Annotated in this window: 18 protein-coding genes; 7 read left to right on the top strand and 11 right to left on the bottom strand. The window is 67.5% G+C overall.

Annotated elements, in window-relative coordinates; genetic code table 11:
- Window positions 1-6: 6 nt before the first annotated feature.
- Together AC1RM6_RS19390 and AC1RM6_RS19385 are read right to left on the bottom strand one after the other, a co-directional pair.
- Window positions 7-306, bottom strand: a complete 300-nt coding sequence (locus tag AC1RM6_RS19390; protein ID WP_493104219.1) for an EthD family reductase — start codon at window positions 304-306, stop codon at window positions 7-9.
- 12 nt (window positions 307-318) lie between these two features.
- Window positions 319-747, bottom strand: coding sequence for a pseudoazurin (locus tag AC1RM6_RS19385; protein ID WP_493104217.1), 429 nt, complete (start codon window positions 745-747; stop codon window positions 319-321).
- Window positions 748-935: 188 nt separating this feature from the next.
- Between AC1RM6_RS19385 and adh the strand changes: the two genes are divergently transcribed.
- The 6 genes from adh (at window position 936) to AC1RM6_RS19355 (ending at window position 8,043) form a co-directional block, all read left to right on the top strand.
- Window positions 936-2,456 carry an aldehyde dehydrogenase gene (adh, locus tag AC1RM6_RS19380; protein WP_493104215.1) on the top strand — a complete coding sequence of 507 codons (1,521 nt, stop codon included), beginning with the start codon at window positions 936-938 and terminating at the stop codon, window positions 2,454-2,456.
- A gap of 97 nt (window positions 2,457-2,553) precedes the next feature.
- Window positions 2,554-2,955, top strand: a complete 402-nt coding sequence (locus AC1RM6_RS19375; RefSeq protein WP_493104213.1) for a DUF779 domain-containing protein — start codon at window positions 2,554-2,556, stop codon at window positions 2,953-2,955.
- A gap of 6 nt (window positions 2,956-2,961) precedes the next feature.
- Window positions 2,962-4,209 (top strand): DUF3422 family protein, encoded by a 1,248-nt coding sequence (locus tag AC1RM6_RS19370; protein ID WP_493104211.1) that lies wholly within the window; start codon window positions 2,962-2,964, stop codon window positions 4,207-4,209.
- 13 nt (window positions 4,210-4,222) lie between these two features.
- Window positions 4,223-5,386 carry an FIST N-terminal domain-containing protein gene (locus AC1RM6_RS19365; RefSeq protein ID WP_493104209.1) on the top strand — a complete coding sequence of 388 codons (1,164 nt, stop codon included), beginning with the start codon at window positions 4,223-4,225 and terminating at the stop codon, window positions 5,384-5,386.
- Entirely contained in the window at window positions 5,386-7,620 is a 2,235-nt protein-coding gene (locus AC1RM6_RS19360) for a hybrid sensor histidine kinase/response regulator (protein ID WP_493104207.1), read from the top strand. Before AC1RM6_RS19365 ends, AC1RM6_RS19360 begins: the two co-directional genes overlap by 1 nt.
- Before the next feature lie 174 nt (window positions 7,621-7,794).
- A complete protein-coding gene (locus tag AC1RM6_RS19355) occupies window positions 7,795-8,043 on the top strand; it encodes a pilus assembly protein HicB (RefSeq protein WP_493104205.1) in 249 nt (82 codons plus the stop codon).
- Window positions 8,044-8,056: 13 nt separating this feature from the next.
- Here the strand turns inward: AC1RM6_RS19355 and AC1RM6_RS19350 are convergent, their stop codons facing one another.
- From AC1RM6_RS19350 to AC1RM6_RS19335, 4 genes are all read right to left on the bottom strand, one after another.
- On the bottom strand, window positions 8,057-9,634 hold the full coding sequence (locus tag AC1RM6_RS19350) for an alpha/beta hydrolase-fold protein (protein ID WP_493104203.1): 1,578 nt from the start codon (window positions 9,632-9,634) through the stop codon (window positions 8,057-8,059).
- Between the two features lie 43 nt (window positions 9,635-9,677).
- Window positions 9,678-10,259, bottom strand: a complete 582-nt coding sequence (locus AC1RM6_RS19345; protein ID WP_493104202.1) for a DUF308 domain-containing protein — start codon at window positions 10,257-10,259, stop codon at window positions 9,678-9,680.
- 123 nt (window positions 10,260-10,382) lie between these two features.
- Window positions 10,383-11,024, bottom strand: a complete 642-nt coding sequence (locus AC1RM6_RS19340; RefSeq protein WP_493104200.1) for an NrsF family protein — start codon at window positions 11,022-11,024, stop codon at window positions 10,383-10,385.
- On the bottom strand, window positions 11,014-11,517 hold the full coding sequence (locus AC1RM6_RS19335; protein ID WP_493104590.1) for a sigma-70 family RNA polymerase sigma factor: 504 nt from the start codon (window positions 11,515-11,517) through the stop codon (window positions 11,014-11,016). The genes AC1RM6_RS19340 and AC1RM6_RS19335 overlap by 11 nt, the downstream gene beginning before the upstream one ends.
- Before the next feature lie 268 nt (window positions 11,518-11,785).
- Between AC1RM6_RS19335 and AC1RM6_RS19330 the strand changes: the two genes are divergently transcribed.
- On the top strand, window positions 11,786-12,343 hold the full coding sequence (locus tag AC1RM6_RS19330) for a DUF7010 family protein (protein ID WP_493104198.1): 558 nt from the start codon (window positions 11,786-11,788) through the stop codon (window positions 12,341-12,343).
- A gap of 24 nt (window positions 12,344-12,367) precedes the next feature.
- Here the strand turns inward: AC1RM6_RS19330 and AC1RM6_RS19325 are convergent, their stop codons facing one another.
- The 5 genes from AC1RM6_RS19325 to AC1RM6_RS19305 form a co-directional block, all read right to left on the bottom strand.
- Window positions 12,368-13,216: an AraC family transcriptional regulator gene (locus tag AC1RM6_RS19325; protein WP_493104196.1), complete on the bottom strand. Its 849-nt coding sequence runs from the start codon at window positions 13,214-13,216 to the stop codon at window positions 12,368-12,370.
- A gap of 145 nt (window positions 13,217-13,361) precedes the next feature.
- Window positions 13,362-14,516, bottom strand: coding sequence for an epoxide hydrolase family protein (locus AC1RM6_RS19320; protein ID WP_493104194.1), 1,155 nt, complete (start codon window positions 14,514-14,516; stop codon window positions 13,362-13,364).
- A 43-nt stretch (window positions 14,517-14,559) separates the two neighbouring features.
- Window positions 14,560-15,315 (bottom strand): SDR family NAD(P)-dependent oxidoreductase, encoded by a 756-nt coding sequence (locus AC1RM6_RS19315; protein WP_493104192.1) that lies wholly within the window; start codon window positions 15,313-15,315, stop codon window positions 14,560-14,562.
- A gap of 16 nt (window positions 15,316-15,331) precedes the next feature.
- Entirely contained in the window at window positions 15,332-16,357 is a 1,026-nt protein-coding gene (locus AC1RM6_RS19310) for a hypothetical protein (protein WP_493104190.1), read from the bottom strand.
- Window positions 16,354-17,529: a sulfotransferase family protein gene (locus AC1RM6_RS19305; RefSeq protein WP_493104188.1), complete on the bottom strand. Its 1,176-nt coding sequence runs from the start codon at window positions 17,527-17,529 to the stop codon at window positions 16,354-16,356. The genes AC1RM6_RS19310 and AC1RM6_RS19305 overlap by 4 nt, the downstream gene beginning before the upstream one ends.
- Window positions 17,530-17,636 lie beyond the last annotated feature (107 nt).

Below are 17,636 nucleotides of genomic sequence, written 5' to 3'. Positions count from 1 at the left end.
CTCGCTCTAGCCCTGTCGTGCGATCATCGGCTGCGGGGCGATGTCGGTGAAGTTGGGCAGGTCGCCGAACACGTCGCCGGCCTCGGCCGAGGCCAGCGCGGCGTCGATCGCGGCGCGGTCGCGGAACGCCAGCAGCGCGACCGCGGCGAAGGCCGGGGCGTCCTGGTCGGGCAGCGGCGCCATCGCCTCGACCAGTCCGTGCGCGGTCCATCTCTCGCGGACGAGCGGGATATGGGTGGCGACATAATAGTCGGCGTCGAAGCGGGCGCCGGCGACCAGCGGATAGGTGACGAGCAGCATCGCCATCACGTCAGCGCCTCACTTCACCTGGGCGAGCAACGGCGCCATCCGCTTGGCGGCGAGGCCGGGCAGCTTGACGGCCTTGGCGGCGGCGAGGTTGGCGGGCGCCTTGCCGGCCTGAACCAGCGCGACCATCCCCATCGCATAATGCGGCTTGCACTTGACCCCGTAGACGCCGGGCTTGTCGATCTTGAGGGTCATTTCCTTGTTCATGCCGCCGACGCTGTGGTCCACGCCGTCGGGGACCATGCCCTCGATCGTCTCGGCATTGTGGCTCTTGTCGGTGGGCACGAAATGGACGGTGTCGCCGACCGACGCCTTCACGAAGGCGGGCTCGAACACCATCATCCCGTCCTTGCCCATATTCTTCATCTCGACGGTGATGTCCTTCGCCAGTGCGGGCGAGGCAGCGAGCAGGCCAAGGGCAAATAGCGAAACATAACGCATTCAGGATCTCCCACGAGGCGAGGCGGCCGGCGGCGCACCTCGTTTCGACCAGATCACATGGCAGCCCGGCGCATCGCTATTGCCCTTTGGTGCAATGGCGGCGCCTTTTCGGGAAGCGCATCGTCTGCGGGAGATTCGAACCGCCGATGCCGAACAGGCCGGTCTAGAGCTTTCAAGGAGACGGGATGATGTTGCAGCAGGCCATCGAGCAGTTGAAGGGTGGCGTCGCCATCCGCTCGAAATACGACAATTTCATCGGTGGCGACTGGGTTGCGCCGGTCCAGGGCCGTTATTTCGACAATCCCTCGCCGATCACCGGCAAGACGGTGTGCACGATCGCCCGCTCGTCGGCCGAGGATATCGAGCTGGCGCTCGATGCCGCGCACAAGGCGAAGGACGGCTGGGGCCGCACCTCGCCGGCCGAGCGCGCGATGATCCTCAACCGGATCGCCGACCGGATGGAGAGCAAGCTCGACCTGCTCGCGCTGGTCGAGACGATCGACAACGGCAAGCCGATCCGCGAGACCACCGCCGCCGACCTGCCGCTGGCGATCGACCATTTTCGCTATTATGCCGGCTGCATCCGCGCCCAGGAAGGCGCGCTGTCCGAGATCGACCACGACACCGTCGCCTATCATTATCACGAGCCGCTGGGCGTGGTCGGGCAGATCATCCCATGGAACTTCCCGATCCTGATGGCGGTATGGAAGCTGGCGCCCGCGCTCGCCGCCGGCAACTGCATCGTCCTCAAACCCGCCGAACAGACCCCGATGTCGATCATGGTGCTGATGGACATCATCGGCGACCTGCTGCCGCCGGGCGTGCTCAACGTCGTCAACGGCTTCGGCATCGAGGCCGGCAAGCCGCTCGCCCAGAACAAGCGCATCGCCAAGATCGCCTTCACCGGCGAGACCACCACCGGCCGGCTGATCATGCAATATGCCACCGAGAATCTGATCCCGGTGACGCTCGAACTCGGCGGCAAGTCGCCGAACATCTTCTTCGCCGACGTGATGGCCGAGGATGACGATTTCCTCGACAAGGCGGTCGAGGGCTTCACCATGTTCTCGCTCAACCAGGGCGAGATCTGCACCTGCCCGAGCCGCGCGCTGATCCAGGAATCGATCTACGACAAATTCATGGAAAAATGCGTCGCGCGCGTCCAGGCGATCCGCGCCGGCAGCCCGCTCGACATGTCGACGATGATCGGCGCGCAGGCATCGAACGACCAGCTCGAAAAGATCCTCTCCTATTTCGACATCGGCCGGGGCGAGGGCGCCAAGGTGCTGACCGGCGGCGACCGCGCCCAGCTCGATGGCGAACTCGGCGGCGGCTATTATGTCCAGCCGACGATCCTGCAGGGCCACAACAAGATGCGCGTGTTCCAGGAGGAGATCTTCGGCCCGGTGGTCGCGGCGACCAGCTTCAAGGACGACGCCGACGCGCTGGCGATCGCCAATGACACGCTCTACGGGCTCGGCGCGGGCGTCTGGACCCGCGACGGGACCCGCGCCTATCGCATGGGCCGCGCCATCCAGGCCGGGCGGGTGTGGACCAACTGCTACCATGCCTATCCGGCGCATGCGGCGTTCGGCGGCTACAAGCAGTCGGGGATCGGCCGCGAGACCCACAAGATGATGCTCGACCATTATCAGCAGACCAAGAATCTGCTAGTCAGCTACAGCCCCAAGGCGCTCGGCTTCTTCTGATCGTCCGGACTTCCCCGATGTGACGGGCTCATTCTCTTGCCCTTCACAAACTCGCGGCGGGCCTTCGGGTCCGCCGCACCCCTTCCGGGAGATCGTGATGGAGCTGCCACCCCGCGTCCTGGCCCGCGTCCTGGCTACCCCCGCGGCCGAGGCGCTGATGGCGACCCTCGCCGCCGCGCATGGACCGCTGATGTTCCACCAGTCGGGCGGCTGCTGCGACGGGTCGGCACCGATGTGCTACCCCGCCGACGAATTCCATGTCGGCACCCAGGACGTGCTGCTCGGTCATGTCGGCGCCGCGATCCCGGTGTGGATCGGCGCGGCGCAGTTCGAATATTGGCGGCATACCCAGGTGACGATCGACGTCGTGCCGGGCCGCGGCGCCGGCTTCTCGCTCGAGGGCCCCGAGGGTTTCCGTTTCATCGTCCGCAGCCGGGTGTTCAGCGACGACGAGGCCGCCCGGCTCGAAGCCGCCGGCCCGCCGGCGCGCGGCGCCTGACCGCCGATGCTCGACAACCATCCCTTACGCGAACGCGTCGTGCAGGAGATGTTGTTGCGGCGTTTTCCCGCGATCGAGCCGCCGGCGCGGGTCGTCCAGATCGTCCGCATCGTCGATCCCGCCGACCGCGCCGCCGAGACCATGCGGGTCGCGGCGATGCCCGATGCCGATATGATCGACGGTGGCGAGCGCCATGTAGCCGGCGTCTCGCGCACGGGCACGACGATGCTGTGGGAACGACACAGCGAAGCGAGCACCGCGACCCTGCTGCTCGCCGGCGATGCCGCCGACGAGGCCGCGATGGCGTGGGTCGAGGGATTGCCGGGTCGGGTGGTGCGCGCGATCGAGATCGGCATCGCCGCCGACGAGGCGGCCGCCCAGCCGGCGATCGAGGCGGCGTGCCTCGACGGCAGCGATCTCGTCACCTGCCATGTCGGAACATGCCGAATATGGTCGGATTTCCGCATGTCGCCCGACGGCTATGGCCGGATCGTGATCGCCGCCAATCGTTGTCCGCCCGCCGATCTCGGCCGGATCGTCCAGCGCCTTCAGGAACTCGGCAATTATCGCAACCTCGCCTTGCTCGGCCTGCCGATGGCGCAGCTTCATGCCGGCCGGCTCGACGCGCTCGAGGCCCTGCTCGCCGATCATGCCCAGGCGATCGCCGCGGTCGATGGCGACGACGAGGCGCTGCTCGACCGATTGTCCGACCTGTCGGCGGAGCTTGCGCATATCTCGGCGCTGACCGCGTTCCGGATGGGCGCGACCCATGCCTATGCGGCGATCGTCGCCGACCGTCTGGCATCGCTCGCGGTGGCGCCGATCGCCGGGCATCAGAGCCTCGCCGACTTCAACGACCGCCGGCTGGTGCCCGCGGTCAGGACCTGCGCCAATTTCTCGGCGCGGCTCGAAACCCTCGGCGGCCGCGCGGCGCGAGTGACCGCGCTGCTGCGCACCCGGATCGAGACCCGGATCGAGCGGCAGAATCGCGACCTGCTGCGCTCGGTCGAACGCGGCATCGGGCTGCAGATCCGCCTGCAGCATCTGGTCGAAAGCCTGTCGGTGCTGGCGATCAGCTATTATGCGGTCGGGCTGATCGCCTATCTCGCCAAGGGCGCGGCGAAGGCGATCCCCAGCTTTTCCGCCGAACTGGCGACCGCGGTCGCGGTGATTCCGGTGACGGCGGCGATCGCATTGTTCATCCGCCGCCGGCGCGACGGGCTATTCGCGCGTGACGATGGTCATGCCGCATGACATCATGACCGGCATGACGATCATCAGAGAGGATCGCGCCAGGCAGACCGCCCCGATAAGAGTGGCTGCGACGCGGATCGACGACCCCGAACTGGCCGCGCAGCATCTGTTTCGCGAACTCGATCCGCCGACGCTGTCGGGGATGCTGATCTTCGCGTCGAGCCGCTACGATCTCGCCGCGCTCGCCGATGCGATCGGGCGGCGCAGCGAGGGGGTGACGGTGGTCGGCTGCACCTCGTCGGGCGAGATCACTCCCGACGGCTTCGCCGAAGGGACGATCACCGCGATCGGGTTTCCGGCGAGCGATTTCACGCTGCAGGCGATCCGGTTCGAGGATCTCGATAATTTCGATCCCGGTGGGGCGCAGCGCCGGGTGCGCAGCCTGGTCGCCGAGGCGGCCGAGGCCTCGCACGGTTTCGGCCCGTCGCCGCACCGCGCCGCGCTGTTCCTGGTCGACGGGCTGTCGCACCGCGAGGAGATGCTGACGATCACCGTGCAGGACGCGCTGGGCGAGATCCCGCTGATCGGCGGATCGTCGGGTGACGGCCTTGCCTTTCGCGAGACCTTCGTCTTCCACGAAGGGCGGTTCCACCGCGATTCCGCGCTGGTCGCGATCCTGTCGACCTGGCGGCCGATGAAGGTGTTCCGGTCGCAATATTATGCGCCGGGATCGGTCAAGATGGTGATCACCGGCGCCGACCCGGCCAACCGGATCGTCACCGAGATCAACGCCGAGCCGGCGGTCGAGGAATATGCCCGGCTCGCCAATGTGCTGGTCGCCGACCTCAAGCCCACCGTCTTCGCCTCGCGGCCGCTGATGGTGCGTGCCGGCGGTGAATATTATGTGCGGTCGATCCAGAGCGCGAATGCCGATGGCAGCCTGACCTTCTACTGCGCGATCGACGAGGGGGTGGTGCTGACGCTGGGCGAGGCCGAGGATGTCGTCGGCGGGCTGCACGGCCTGTTCGACGGGCTCGACGCCGCGGTCGGCGGGATCGACCGGATCATCGGTTTCGACTGCGTGCTCAACAGCGTCGAGATCGAGCAGCGCCAGCTCAAGCGCATCGTCTCCGGCCTGTTCGCCGAGCGCCATGTCGTCGGCTTCAACACCTATGGCGAGCAATATCACGGGCTGCACGTCAACCAGACCTTCAGCGGCCTGGCGATCGGCGGCTGATGGCGAGCCGGTCGCACCCGATCGCCGACGACAGCGTGCGGATCGCCGAGCTCGAACGCGAGCTGGCGAAGATGAAGCGGATCAACGCCGCGCTGATGGACCGGGTCGAGCGGTCGACCGACCTGCAGGGCAACGCCTTCTCGCTGTTCGAGACCGCGATCGCGCTCGAGGGCAAGGTCCGCGAGCGCACCGTCGACCTCGAACAGGCGCTCGGCGAGCTGGCGACCAGCAACGCCGCGCTGTCGGTGGCGCGCGACGCCGCCGACGAGGCGCAGCGCCGGCTGCGCGACGCGATCGAGAGCATCAACGAAGGCTTCGCGATCTTCGATGCCGAGGACCGGCTGGTGCTGTGCAACCAGACCTATCTGAGCCTGTGGCCACAGGTCGCCGATCGCATATTGCCGGGGATGACCTTCGACGAGATCACCGCGATGGTCCGCGACGACGGCGGCGCGCTCGCCGAGATGATCGCCCCCGATCGCTGGCTGTCCGAACGGATGGCGCAGCATCTGGTGGCGTCGGGCGGGCATGTCCATGCGCTGGCCGACGGCCGCTGGATCCAGATCAACGAGCTGCGCACCAGCGAGGGCGGGATCGTCGGGGTCTATACCGACATCACCGAGGCCAAGGCCGAAGACGCCCGCGAGCGCGCCCGCGAACTCGCCGAAAAGAGCGTGATGCTCCAGTCGACCCTCGACAATATCCCGCACGGGGTGTGCGTCTATGACGGCCAGCGCCGGCTGGTCGCGTGGAACGATCCGCTGATGGCGCTGCTCGACCTGCCGAGCGACGTGATGGGGACGATCGGCGACCATGGCGCGCTGGTCGCCCGCCATGGCGAGACGATCGCCGGCTGGCTCGGCGAGGGATCGCCCGACGCGGTGGTGCGTCGGCTCGAGGTCGGCGACCATATGCTCGAGGTGCGGCGTTCGGCGATGCCGGGTGGGGGCATGGTGCTGAGCTTCAGCGACGTGTCCGAGGCGCTGCGCGCGGCGCAGGTGCTGCGCGAGGCGAACGAGACGCTCGAACGCCGGGTCGGCGAGCGCACCGCCGACATCGCTTCGGTCAATGTGAAGCTGCAGGAGGAGATCGCCGAGCGCCTGCTGGTCGAGGAGGCGCTGCGCGACGCCAAGACCGTCGCCGAACAGGCCAATATCTCGAAGACTCGCTTCCTCGCGGCGGCGAGCCACGACCTGCTGCAGCCGCTCAACGCCGCGCGGCTGTTCGTCGCGGCGCTCGCCGACCGGCGGCTGGCACTGCCGACCCGGGCGCTGGTCCACCAGACCGGATCGGCGCTCGATTCGGTCGAGGACCTGCTCGAGGCGCTACTCGAAATCTCCAAGCTCGACGCCGGGGCGATCGTGCCCGATGTCGGCGATTTCCGGATCGCCGACCTGCTCAGCAGCATGAAGGCCGAATTCGCGCCGTTCGCGCGCGAGCGCGGGCTGTCGCTGCTGGTCGAGGAAAGCGGGCTGTCGGCGCGCAGCGACCCGCGGTTGCTGCGCCGTATCCTGCAGAATCTGATCTCGAACGCGCTGCGCTATACCGAAGCGGGATCGGTGACGGTGACCTCTTCGGCGCGCGACGGGCAGCTGAGGATCGAGGTCACCGACACCGGACCGGGAATCGCGGTCGAGCATCACCAGGCGATCTTCGAGGAGTTCCGCCGGGTCGGCGACAGCGGCCGCGAGCGCGGCATGGGGCTGGGGCTGGCGATCGTCCAGCGCGCCAGCCGGATGCTCGGCCACCGCCTCGACCTCGCCTCGGCGCCGGGCCAGGGATCGCGCTTCAGCATCACCTTGCCGCTCGGGGTGGCGCACGACCTCGCCTCGCCGGTGGCCTGTCCGAGCCGCGGCGCGCCGACCGCGGGCAAGCTGGTGATGGTGATCGACAATGAGGCGTCGATCCTCGACGGCATGGCCGCCCTGCTCAACGGCTGGGGATGTCGGGTGCTGATCGCCGGCGACGAGGCGGCGGCGCTGCGGCTGCTCCATCAGGAGCGGCGCGCGCCGAATCTGATTATCGCCGACTATCATCTCGACGACGGGGTCACCGGCAGCGACGTCGTCCATGCGCTGCGCCGTCATGGCGGCTGCTCGACCCCGGCAATCGTGATCACCGCCGACCGCACCCCCGAACTGCGCGAGCAGATGCAGGGCGAGGGTTTCCATGTGCTGACCAAGCCGGTGAAGCCCGCGCAGTTGCGGGCCTTGATCAGCCGGCTGTCGACCTGATCGCAGACAGCGAGCCGAGCGTTAAAGGCCGAGTTGGAATTGGTGTTGGATGGTTTCATCAGGCGGTGGCCGATGCGATCGTCACCGTAAAAATTCGGGACTTCGCGCCAGCCGGGTGCCTATATATCGGGCTGAGCCGATCGAGCCTAACCGCCTCGAACGAGGAACGATGAGATGAGCAACTATCCTTTGCGACTGCCGGACCATGTGATGGCCGAGGCCAGGGCACTGGCCGAATTAAATGGTACGTCGCTCAATCAGTTCCTGGCATCGCTGATTGCCGAGCGGGTCGGGGAATTGCGCGCGACGGCCGAAATCCAGACGCGAGCGCAAGGCGCCAATCCCGCGGCGGCGCTGGCGATCCTCGCCCGCGCGCCGGATCGTCCGCCGCTTGCGGGCGACGAATTGCCCGGCTCGCATTGACAGCACGCGGCGTCTATCGCCGGGCGCCGCCCTTGGGCGGGCGCGCCACCGCGTACATCGCGTTCGCCATGTCCTTCCACAGCGCGGTGCGATCGCCGTTTCGGGCATATATCTCCGCCATCGCATGGGTCGCGTTCGGCACATAAATGAAGTCGGCGCGCCCGCCGACCTTGCGAAACGCGGCTTCGAGCCGGCGCGCCGAACCGTCGAGATAATAGGAATCGGCGGTTCCGACCGTCAGGTGGATCTTGCCGTCGAGATCGCGCCTGAGCCGCGGCCAGTCGGTTTCGATCCGATGGCCGATGTCGTAATGGTCGCGCCAATAGGCCGCCACCACGGGATCGACCGCGCCGGTTTCGCGATCGAACAGGAAGGCGGGGGTACCGTCGACGCGGCGTGGCGAGAACACCCAGTCGAACGAACGAAGCTGTCCGCCGTCATGGCCGAGCACGGTTTCGAGCCTGGCGGCCTGTTCGATGCCGGTCACGACCTTGTCATGGTCGCGTTCGAGCGGGCGCGGCGCGCCATGGGAATCGCGGTACATGTTCGCGCCGGGGGCGTAGAGATCGACGCCGATGAAGTCGTGGAAGTCGGCCGGGTCGGGCGAGGTCGGCCAGCTCCCGCCGAACAGCGCGGGATAGCGTGTCATCGCCCATAAAGCGAACCAGCCGCCCGAGCTGTGGCCGGTCAGGAAGCGGCCCGACGGTTTCGCGTCCATCCGGTATCGCGCCTCGATCGTGGGGATCACCTCGCCGACCAGCGCCTGGCCCCAGGGGCCATTGTTGACGCTGTCGGCGAACTCGGTGGTACCGGTCGACGTGCCATGGCCGAGCGCGACCCAGATCATCGGCGGGATCGCGCGGGTCTCCATCAGATGCCAGATCTGCGACAGCCTCTGCCCTTCGAGCTTGTGGGTCGTGCCGAAGGCGCCGGCGGTATAGACGGTCGGATAGGTGGTGCGCGCCTTCGGATCGTAGCCCGGTGGAGTCAGCACCCAGGCCGCGACCATTTGCGGGGTGCCGCGAAAGCGCGTCAGCACGGCCGAAGCGATGCGCTCCTCGTGCAGATGCGGCCGCGACGCGGCGATCTGTTCGGCCGCCCGTGGCGGCAGCCCGGCGACGTCGAACTGGTCGGGTTCCGCCGGGACGACATGGTCGAGCGCGATCGACGGCACCGACCCGAGCGGAAAATGGACGGTCATGATCTTCGAGACGAGATCGCCCGGTCCCCGGCCGCCATAGGCATAGTCGCCATCACGATCGAGCACCGCCTGCACGCGATAGTCGCCTGGGGCCATTGCCCCGAAGCCCGTCGGAAAGGCGGTTGCCTGCGTATCGATCGTGACCGCGCGCCCGGTGCCGAATCCGGCGACGTCGCGCGCCGCGATCGACAGGCCGGTCGTGCCGGACTCGTCGAGGTCGACCGCATCGGCCTTCGCATTGGCGGGCGTCGCGGGGGTGGCGAAGATCAGCAGCCGCCCGGCGGCGGCGTCGTCCAGGCCGGTCGGCAGCGACACCGCGAACCGCGTCTCGGGCATCGTCGCGCCGAGCAGGAATATGGCGGACAGGGGGACGAGGAGGCGGTGCATCATGATATGTTAGCCGACGCTGTCGGCATGGGGAAATGCGGCCTGCTCACAGCGAGGCCTTGTTCGTGGTGCGCCGGGCGTCGCCCACGGTGAGCCAGATCGCCGAGACGAGGAAATAGAAGGCGCCGAAGGCCGCATAAGGGGCGATGTCGGCGATGCCGACCGGAGCCGGTCCATAGGCTCCCTTGATCATGAAGAGTCCCGCAAGCATCGACTGGGCGCCGCTGAGGATCATCGCCCATTGCGCGCCATGAGCACGCCAGCGCCTTATGCCGGTGGCGAGCTGGAACAACCCGGCGAGCGCGGCCCAGACGCCGAATATCGCGAGGACGGCGTTCATGCTGCGGCCGAGCGCGATGCCGACGGCCATCGCGGTGAGGATGCTGACGACGACATTGAGCGCCTGGCTCGGGTTGCGGGCGAGGCCGCCGCTGCGACCGGCGTCGACATAGTTCGCGACCGCGTCCCATGCCGGGTAGGCGACGAACAGGATCGCCGCGAACGGCGGTGCGCTCCTGCCGATCATGAGCGCGGCTGCCACCCATGCCGCGGAGACCGCGAAACGGAGAAAATAATAGGCCTTGAGCCAGTTTCGGTTCGATGCGGGACTCTCGATGGACATGGTCATGGCGATTTCCTTTGCGGTGATGGAGGCGTGCGGGCCCGATCCCGGAATCCGGGGCGAGCGGGTGGCGAGGAAGATATCGGCGATGCCGGCGGCGGGTGATGCCGCCCGGTCGGTCCAAATGGCTTATAAGAGGAAGCGTCTGGGCAGGAACCATCGCGCGCCGGCGATCACCGCGGCGCATCCCGCCGAATACCAGACGACGATATAGAGCGGGTCGTTGATCGGGCAGCAGAAGGCGAAGACGAAGGCGCCGCACGTGCCCGCGGCAAGCCCTGCGGCGAGCGCGCTGGCTTCGGGATGGGTGGGGGCGGCGCCGCGCATCAGGACCGCCAGCATCGCCACCATCGGCATCGACAATAGAGCGATGGAGAAGGCGCAGAGCAGGCCGTGCACCGGTGACAGCCGATCGAGCAGGCCATGGGCGGTTTCGCCATCGGGGACGACCAACGCGCCGCCGATCATCGCCGCGGCGCCGAGGAGTGACGCGGCGGTCAGCCCCCGGCGAGGGCGCGCGGTCGGCGAAAAGGAGCGGATCGCGACCGCGCAGCCGACAATGGCCAGGATCGCCAGGCTGCCCAGCTTCCACAGCATATAGGGCGAGCCGATCATCCGCGCCATGTCGGGCCGCATCAGTCCGAGCCCGAGCAGCAGGCCGAGTTCGGTCGCGCCGAGCGTCAGCAGCAGAGCATATTCGCGCAGCAGGCTGCGCCGCCGGACCGGAGCGAGCCCGGCCGACAGGTTCAGGATCAGGCTGTCATTCGACATCATGGGTCTTCTCGATAAAGGCGGTCAGGCGGGCGAGCCCGCGATGGATGTTCATTTTCACGGCGGAGATGGACAGGCCGGTCTCGTGCGACGCGTCCTCGATGCTGTAACCCTGCAGCTTGACCAGCATGATCGCCTGCGCCTGTGCCGGCCGAAGCTCGTCGAGCAGGCTGGCGAGGACCGAGGCGCTCGTCACCGCCGCCTCATGATCGCCGACCGAAAGATCGTCGGACAACGCCTCGGTCGGGCGCCGTCCGAGGCTGCGCAACTGGTCGATCCATTTGCGCCTTGCGATCGCCGCCAGCCACGGCCCCAGCGGATATTGCGGGTCATAGGTGTGGCGCCGGCGGTGGACCGCGAGCAATGTCTCCTGCACGGCATCGTCGACGTCGCCATGGGGCAGGCGGCGCTGGAAATAATGCTGCAGCCACGTCGAGATCTCGCCCAGCAGGCGGCGATAGGCGCCGCCATGCCCGTTCTGGGCGGCGACCATCAATCCGCCCCATGCGTCCGGCCCCGCCGCGAACGGCGGTTGTGCGCCGCCATGTCGTGCCGCGCCCGGCGACGGCTTCGAAAAGAGTTTCGCGATGAGGTTGGAGCGCATGCTCTCCTATTCGCCGGTGATGCGGGCCGGGTCACCTCCGGCGAAAATATTTTCTATCGCATCGCCGTTTCTTGCCGGTCCACCGTCGAGCGATCATGGTGGCACGCGGTCGTCCGCGCGAGCGGCGCAGCGACCGTAGGGCTTCCGGGGGGATGATATGCTGATTTCCGATGCACAGCGCGATCTGAGACGCGCCTATGTCGGGGGTGGCCCCGGCGTCATGGTCTCCGGGCTGATATGGCTGGTGGCCACGGTCGTTCAGCAAAAGCAGGGAATCGGTGCCGGTTTCACCGCGCTGTTCTTCGGTGGCATGCTGATCTTCCCCATCACCAAGCTGCTGTGCCGTTTCCTGTTCCGTCGCGACAATGAGACCCCCGGCAACCCTTTCGGCCTGACGGTGCTCGAATGCACGATCGCGATGATCGGCGGGCTGTTCGCCGCCTGGCTGTTCCTTCCGTCGAAGCCGATGCTGACATTCCCGCTCGCGGCGGTCGCGGTGGGCACGCATTATTGCGTCTTCGCCACGGCCTATGGGAATCGCTGGTTCTGGCTGATCGCCGGGATCGTCACCGCGATCGGCTGCGGCGATATCTTCGTCGCGCAGATGCACGGCGCGACCGCGCTGCTCGTCACCGTCACCGAACTGGTCTTCGGGTTGGCGCTGACGATCGGCGCAACCCGTTCGGCCGGGGCGGCCGTCGCCACGACAGGATAGAAGAACGGCCGCCCTCGATCGTCGTTATCGCAGGGGCAGGAACAGGTCGGCGACCGTCTCATGCTCGGCCACCTCGGGGAAGAAGCTGAGCCGCTGACAATAGATCGGGAAGTCACGGGCTTCCTCGCCGCTCGCCGGAAGCCAGTCGCGATAGAGGAAGAGCGCGGCGGGTTCGAGATTATCGGTGTTGCCGACGACGCGCAGCACCGCGCAGCGGCCGCCCGGGATCTCGCCGGCCTTGACCCGCTGATCGGTCGCATCGATCGGCCGGTCGGTGCCGACGCAAAGATCGATGCCGTAATCGGCCGGCGAGGCGGGATGCCGCTCCGAATGCCAGACATTGAAGGTCGGGCTGGTGCTGGGATGGAGGCCGGCTGCCCGGCGCCAGGCGATGAACCGCTGGATGGTGGCGCCGAGCGTCGCCGGGTCGCCGCGATGCTCCATGATCGCCACCGGCGTTGCCGGCACGTCGCGGATCGTCACGTCGTCATGGGTAAAGATCGTCTGCATGAATCTGCTCCTCGCATTGTCGAGAGGCCCGAAGGCCGCGAGCCACGGCGCCCAGTCGGGCGACGTCCGGAACGACGACGGCGATTGCCCGAACCTTCGCCGAAAGGCGCGGGCGAAGGCATCGGGCGCGTCATAGCCGGCATCCATCGCTATGTCGGTGACGCTGTGGGCGTCGATATAGGCTAGCCGATGCGAAGCGCGCTTCATCCGGGCCAGCTGGACATAGCGATGCACCGACAGCCCGAAGGCCGCGATGAACTGCCGGTGGAAATGAAATTTCGAAAATGCGGCGACGCCGCTCACCGTCTCCAGATCCAGATCGTCTTCGAGATGCCGGTCGATATAGTCGAGCGCCCGCCGCATGCGAATCTGATGCTGTCGTACCGCCGCCTTCATCGTCCTTCCTCCGTGGCGGCTCCAGCTACGCGTTCACAGCCATGACGCGCTCGACCGATATTGCGGTTTTGCATGGAAATGGCCGTAGATCGTCAGCCTATCCTCCCAAATTTCAGCGCCTGCCCCGAAAAAATGCGCGCAGGTCATCCACGAACAGTTCCGGTTCTTCGGCGGGCGCGAAATGTCCGCCGGCGGGCATCTCGGTCCAGCGCTCGAGGGCATAATAGAGCTCGGCGCCGCGACGCGGGGCGAAGGTCAGTTCGGCAGGGAAGATCGCCAGCGCGGTGGGCGCCTCGACGACCGGGGTTCGTCGGTGCGACGGCCGCCAGGGGATATGGGCGCCTTCATGATAATAGCGCGCCGATGTGTGATAGCTCTGGGTCACCCAGTAGAGCATGACCGTATCGAGCAGATCGTCCTTGGTGAAACGGCGTTCGACCTCGCCGCCGCAGTCGCTCCAGTTCCGGCGCTTGTCGACGATCCAGGCGAGCAGCCCGGCGGGGGAGTCGTTCATGCCGATCGCCAGCGATTGCGGCTTGGTCGCCTGGATCGCGAAATGGCCGGACTCGCTCGCCCGGACTTGGCGCATGCGTTCGACGAAGCGCGCCTCCGCCGGCGCATAATCGGCCTCGTTCCATCCGCCGCCGGCCATGAACTCGAGCGTACCGGGGGTATGAAGATGGACGCCGATCACCCGGTCGGCATATTTGTGGCCGAGCTGTGCGGAGATGAACGAGCCGACGTCGCCGCCGGCGCACGCGAAGCGGGCATAGCCGAGCCGATCCATCAGCTCGACCCACAGGTCGGCGGTCTTCCACCAGTTGATGCCGGGGACGGTGAGCGGGGTCGAGAAGCCGAAACCGGGAAGCGACGGGACGATCACATCGAACGCGTCCGCTGGATCGCCGCCGTGCGCGGCAGGATCGGTCAGCGGGCCGATGACCTTGCGATAATCCCAGAAGGTCCAGGGCCAGCCATGGCTGAGGATCAGCGGTGCGGGTTTCGGTCCCTTGCCGCGTTCATGGATGAAGTGGATCGGTACCCCGTGCAGATCGGTGCGAAACTGTGCATGGCGATTCATCAGCCGCTCGCGCGAGCGCCAGTCATATCCGTTCCGCCAATAGGCCGCGAGCTCGCGGACATAAGCGGTGCTCGCGCCATATCGCCAATCGGCATTGGCGAAGTCGTCGGGCCAGCGCGTGTCGTCGAGCCGCCGGTGCAGATCGGCGATCGCGCTTTCGGCTATGTCGATGAAGAAGCGTTCCAATCCTGCTCTCCATGGCCGCGTCTTGCCGGTCGGGCTTCGCTGCTCAGCCGGCGGTCACGCCACCGTCGGCGGTCCAGATCGCGCCATGGACCGCGCCGGCGAGAGGCGACGACAGGAAGGCGACCACCGCCGCCACCTCGGCGACGTCGGCCGGCGGGCGCTCGCCCGAATAGCGCTTCACCTTGGCGTAATCGATGCCGGCGGGGCGGCTGGCTTCGGCGGCGATCTCGGTCAGCATCGCGCCGGGCGCGACGGCGTTGATACGGACCGGCTTGTCGACGAACTCGACCGCGAGCGATTTGGTGAGCTGCAGCAGGGCCGCCTTCGACATCGAATAGGGCACGAGATAGGGCGTGCCGATCAGCGCGCTCTGCGACAACACGTTGACGATATTGCCCTCGCTGGCGAGCAGGTGCGGAAGCGCCGCCTGGGCGAACCAGAACGGTGCCGCCATGTTGACCTGCATGATCCGCCAGAATTCCTCTTCGGGGACCTCGGGCGCATGGTTGAAGCGCATCAGCCCGGCCGCGTTGATCAGGATGTCGAGGCGTCCGAAACGGGCGACGGTCGCTTCGATGGCGGCCGTGCAATGGGCCTTGCCGGCAATGTCGGTGGCAAAGGTCGCGCAATCGGCGCCCCGGGCGCCCAGCTCGCCGGCGGTCCGTTCGAGCCGGTCGGCGAGGATGTCGACGAGCATCAGCGCGACGCCCTGTTCGGCCAGCGCCTCGGCGATCGCCCGGCCGAGGCCGCGGGCCGCGCCGGTGATCAGCGCCACGCGCGGCGCCGGTGTGTCGGTCATTGTCATGTCTCCCGGCTCAGTCGATTTCCGTCCGCCGCACGCGGGTCTGCGGCACGCCGGCCCCTGGCGCGCCGATGATCCGGCAGATCAGCGCGCCGCGTCGGCGGCCGAGCGTGTCGATGCGGTTGGCGGCGTCCCCGCCGGCCGAGGGACCGATCGCGATCCGGATGCGCCCATCGGCGTCCGCTATGCAACGATCGTCGCCCATTCCCGCGCCGGGGAGCGCTTCGCACCAGTGATTATAGGCATGAAGCGACCAGTAGCCGGGGATGCCCGCCGGCATCACGACCTCGAGCCACTCGTCATCGGCAAGATCATAGCCGCCGAGGAAATAGACGGTATCGGGATCGCCGACGACGCCTTGCGCCATCGCGGGCGCCTCCGCGTGGAAGCGGTTGGACGCGGCGCTCGTCACCGCGCTCCATTCGAGAAACTGGCGGACCGATCCGAGCAACGCCGTGGCCACCTGGTCGAGCGCGCCCTGCACGCTGCCGCGGGCGAGGGTCAGGTCGTGCGCCGCCGAGCCGCCGGTCAGCACCAGCCGGGCCGGGTCGCTGGCCGGATCGCGGTGAAGCGTGCGCGCCATGACGACGCGGGTCCCCGGCGGGATCGCCAGCGCGCCCTCGGTCGGCGCGTCGCCGGCGATGTCGAGGGTGAAGCGCCCGTCGGCATCGGCCGAGGCGCGGTCGAACGCCGCATAGCCGGTAAGATCGGCCGATCCGCCCGGGCCGAAGCGGTACAGGCCGATGCCGACCCGTTCGGATCCGTTGAGGCGGCCTTCGACGCGGTAGCGCCCGGCCGGATCGATGCCGGCATGGCCCATCCGATAATCGGGGTTGGGGCCGCCGCGGGTGGGCAAGGCGCGGGTCCAGCCATTTTCGGCGAACAGATGGCCGAGAAAGGCATCGTTCATGCAACCGGTCAGCACGCGCAGGACATAGGCTTCGCCCTCGGCGGCGGTGGCGGCATCGGGGGCCGCGGCGGCGACTTCGGCCTGCGCCGTCGCGAGCGCCGCACCGACCGCGTCCCAGCCGCCGGTCATGCCGCGGTCCTGTGCAGGCCCGCCTGCTCGCGGGGGATATCGAAGCGGCGCCTATAGTCGTCGAACCGGTCCGCTACGGCCGCGTCGTCGAGACCCCATTGCTCGAGCGTGTAATCGTTGCGCCCGCGCGCATTTTTGGGGTTGCCGCGGTGCCAGTCGCCGACCGCCTGCGCGACCTCGTCGGGCGTGTCGATGCCGATCCCCGCATGGATGCGGCGCATCTCCGCGACCGGATCGGCGACCAGCGCATAATAGTCGACATGGACGATCCGCCCGCCATGCGGGCCGCGGTCGAACGCCATGATCCGATCGATATGGCGCTGGATGAAGTGGAGCATGTCGCGCCCGACCTCGGCGGGATCGACCGATCCCCCGGCGCGGATGCCGCGCAGGTTGAAGCTCATCTTCGCGATCGAGGCGACGACCTGCACCGGGTCGCGATGCGTCATCACGAAGCGCGCATCGGGATAGACCGCCAATATCGCATCGAGCGCGATCACATGGTTGGGATATTTGAGCGCCCATGGCTTGCGCCCGGTGCGCCATTGCAGGAGCCGGAGCTGGCGCTTGTGGATCCGGTAGGTCTCGACCAGGTCGGCCTCGTCGAGCAGATAGTCGAAATAGTCGGGCACCCGGAAGAGATTGTTGAGGCCAGCCGCACCGAAGCTCTGCTCCAGATAGGCATGGCATTCGTCCGAGCCGTCCTCGTCATAGAGGTGCAGCGCCTCGAACCCGTCGAAGCTCGGATGGGTGTGGCGGCGGCGTTCGGCCCATCCGGCCTTTCTCACCCGCGCGGCCTCCGGATCGAAGCCGGGCGGGGGCGACGGCAGCAGCGATTGCCAGGTGCGGATGAGCCGGAAGCGGGGATCGCGATCGAACAGATATTGGAAATAGGTCGTTCCCGATCGCGGCAAGCCCATCAGGAAGACCGGGGCAGTGATAGGCTCGTCGGCGATCTCGGGGAAATCGCGCACCCATTTCAGGCCTTCGAGGCGGTTCGCGGTGTCGTGGATCAGGTGGTTGCGCGTCAGCTCGATCCCCGCATCGGTCAGTCCGCCGTCGCGATCGAGCGCGTCGACGAGCCGTTCGAGATTGGCCCGCACCGCGGGCTCGCTGTCGCGGATGCCGACGCGGCTTTCGGCTGCGGCGATGATGTCGGCGGCCACCAGCATGGACCCACTCTCCCTGTCGCGGGAAGCTTCGCGGCGCCGACGGTATCGGCACTTCGGCTTCCCTTCGGGCCTGTCATTGCATGGTCCCCGAAAAGCGTCCAATGCAT

This window comes from Rhizorhabdus sp. GW822-FHT03C02 (genome assembly GCF_058801765.1).
Note: the sequence above shows the minus strand (reverse complement) of the source record. Positions and strands in the feature narration are given on the sequence as shown.

Bases quoted from the DNA above. Each gene is read 5' to 3' on its own strand.
- AC1RM6_RS19390 (WP_493104219.1), bottom strand. From the start codon at position 306: ATGGCGATGCTGCTCGTCACCTATCCGCTGGTCGCCGGCGCCCGCTTC.
- AC1RM6_RS19385 (WP_493104217.1), bottom strand. From the start codon at position 747: ATGCGTTATGTTTCGCTATTTGCCCTTGGCCTGCTCGCTGCCTCGCCC.
- adh (WP_493104215.1), top strand. From the start codon at position 936: ATGTTGCAGCAGGCCATCGAGCAGTTGAAGGGTGGCGTCGCCATCCGC.
- AC1RM6_RS19375 (WP_493104213.1), top strand. From the start codon at position 2,554: ATGGAGCTGCCACCCCGCGTCCTGGCCCGCGTCCTGGCTACCCCCGCG.
- AC1RM6_RS19370 (WP_493104211.1), top strand. From the start codon at position 2,962: ATGCTCGACAACCATCCCTTACGCGAACGCGTCGTGCAGGAGATGTTG.
- AC1RM6_RS19365 (WP_493104209.1), top strand. From the start codon at position 4,223: ATGACGATCATCAGAGAGGATCGCGCCAGGCAGACCGCCCCGATAAGA.
- AC1RM6_RS19360 (WP_493104207.1), top strand. From the start codon at position 5,386: ATGGCGAGCCGGTCGCACCCGATCGCCGACGACAGCGTGCGGATCGCC.
- AC1RM6_RS19355 (WP_493104205.1), top strand. From the start codon at position 7,795: ATGAGCAACTATCCTTTGCGACTGCCGGACCATGTGATGGCCGAGGCC.
- AC1RM6_RS19350 (WP_493104203.1), bottom strand. From the start codon at position 9,634: ATGATGCACCGCCTCCTCGTCCCCCTGTCCGCCATATTCCTGCTCGGC.
- AC1RM6_RS19345 (WP_493104202.1), bottom strand. From the start codon at position 10,259: ATGACCATGTCCATCGAGAGTCCCGCATCGAACCGAAACTGGCTCAAG.
- AC1RM6_RS19340 (WP_493104200.1), bottom strand. From the start codon at position 11,024: ATGTCGAATGACAGCCTGATCCTGAACCTGTCGGCCGGGCTCGCTCCG.
- AC1RM6_RS19335 (WP_493104590.1), bottom strand. From the start codon at position 11,517: ATGGTCGCCGCCCAGAACGGGCATGGCGGCGCCTATCGCCGCCTGCTG.
- AC1RM6_RS19330 (WP_493104198.1), top strand. From the start codon at position 11,786: ATGCTGATTTCCGATGCACAGCGCGATCTGAGACGCGCCTATGTCGGG.
- AC1RM6_RS19325 (WP_493104196.1), bottom strand. From the start codon at position 13,216: ATGCGGCGGGCGCTCGACTATATCGACCGGCATCTCGAAGACGATCTG.
- AC1RM6_RS19315 (WP_493104192.1), bottom strand. From the start codon at position 15,315: ATGACCGACACACCGGCGCCGCGCGTGGCGCTGATCACCGGCGCGGCC.
- AC1RM6_RS19310 (WP_493104190.1), bottom strand. From the start codon at position 16,357: ATGACCGGCGGCTGGGACGCGGTCGGTGCGGCGCTCGCGACGGCGCAG.
- AC1RM6_RS19305 (WP_493104188.1), bottom strand. From the start codon at position 17,529: ATGCTGGTGGCCGCCGACATCATCGCCGCAGCCGAAAGCCGCGTCGGC.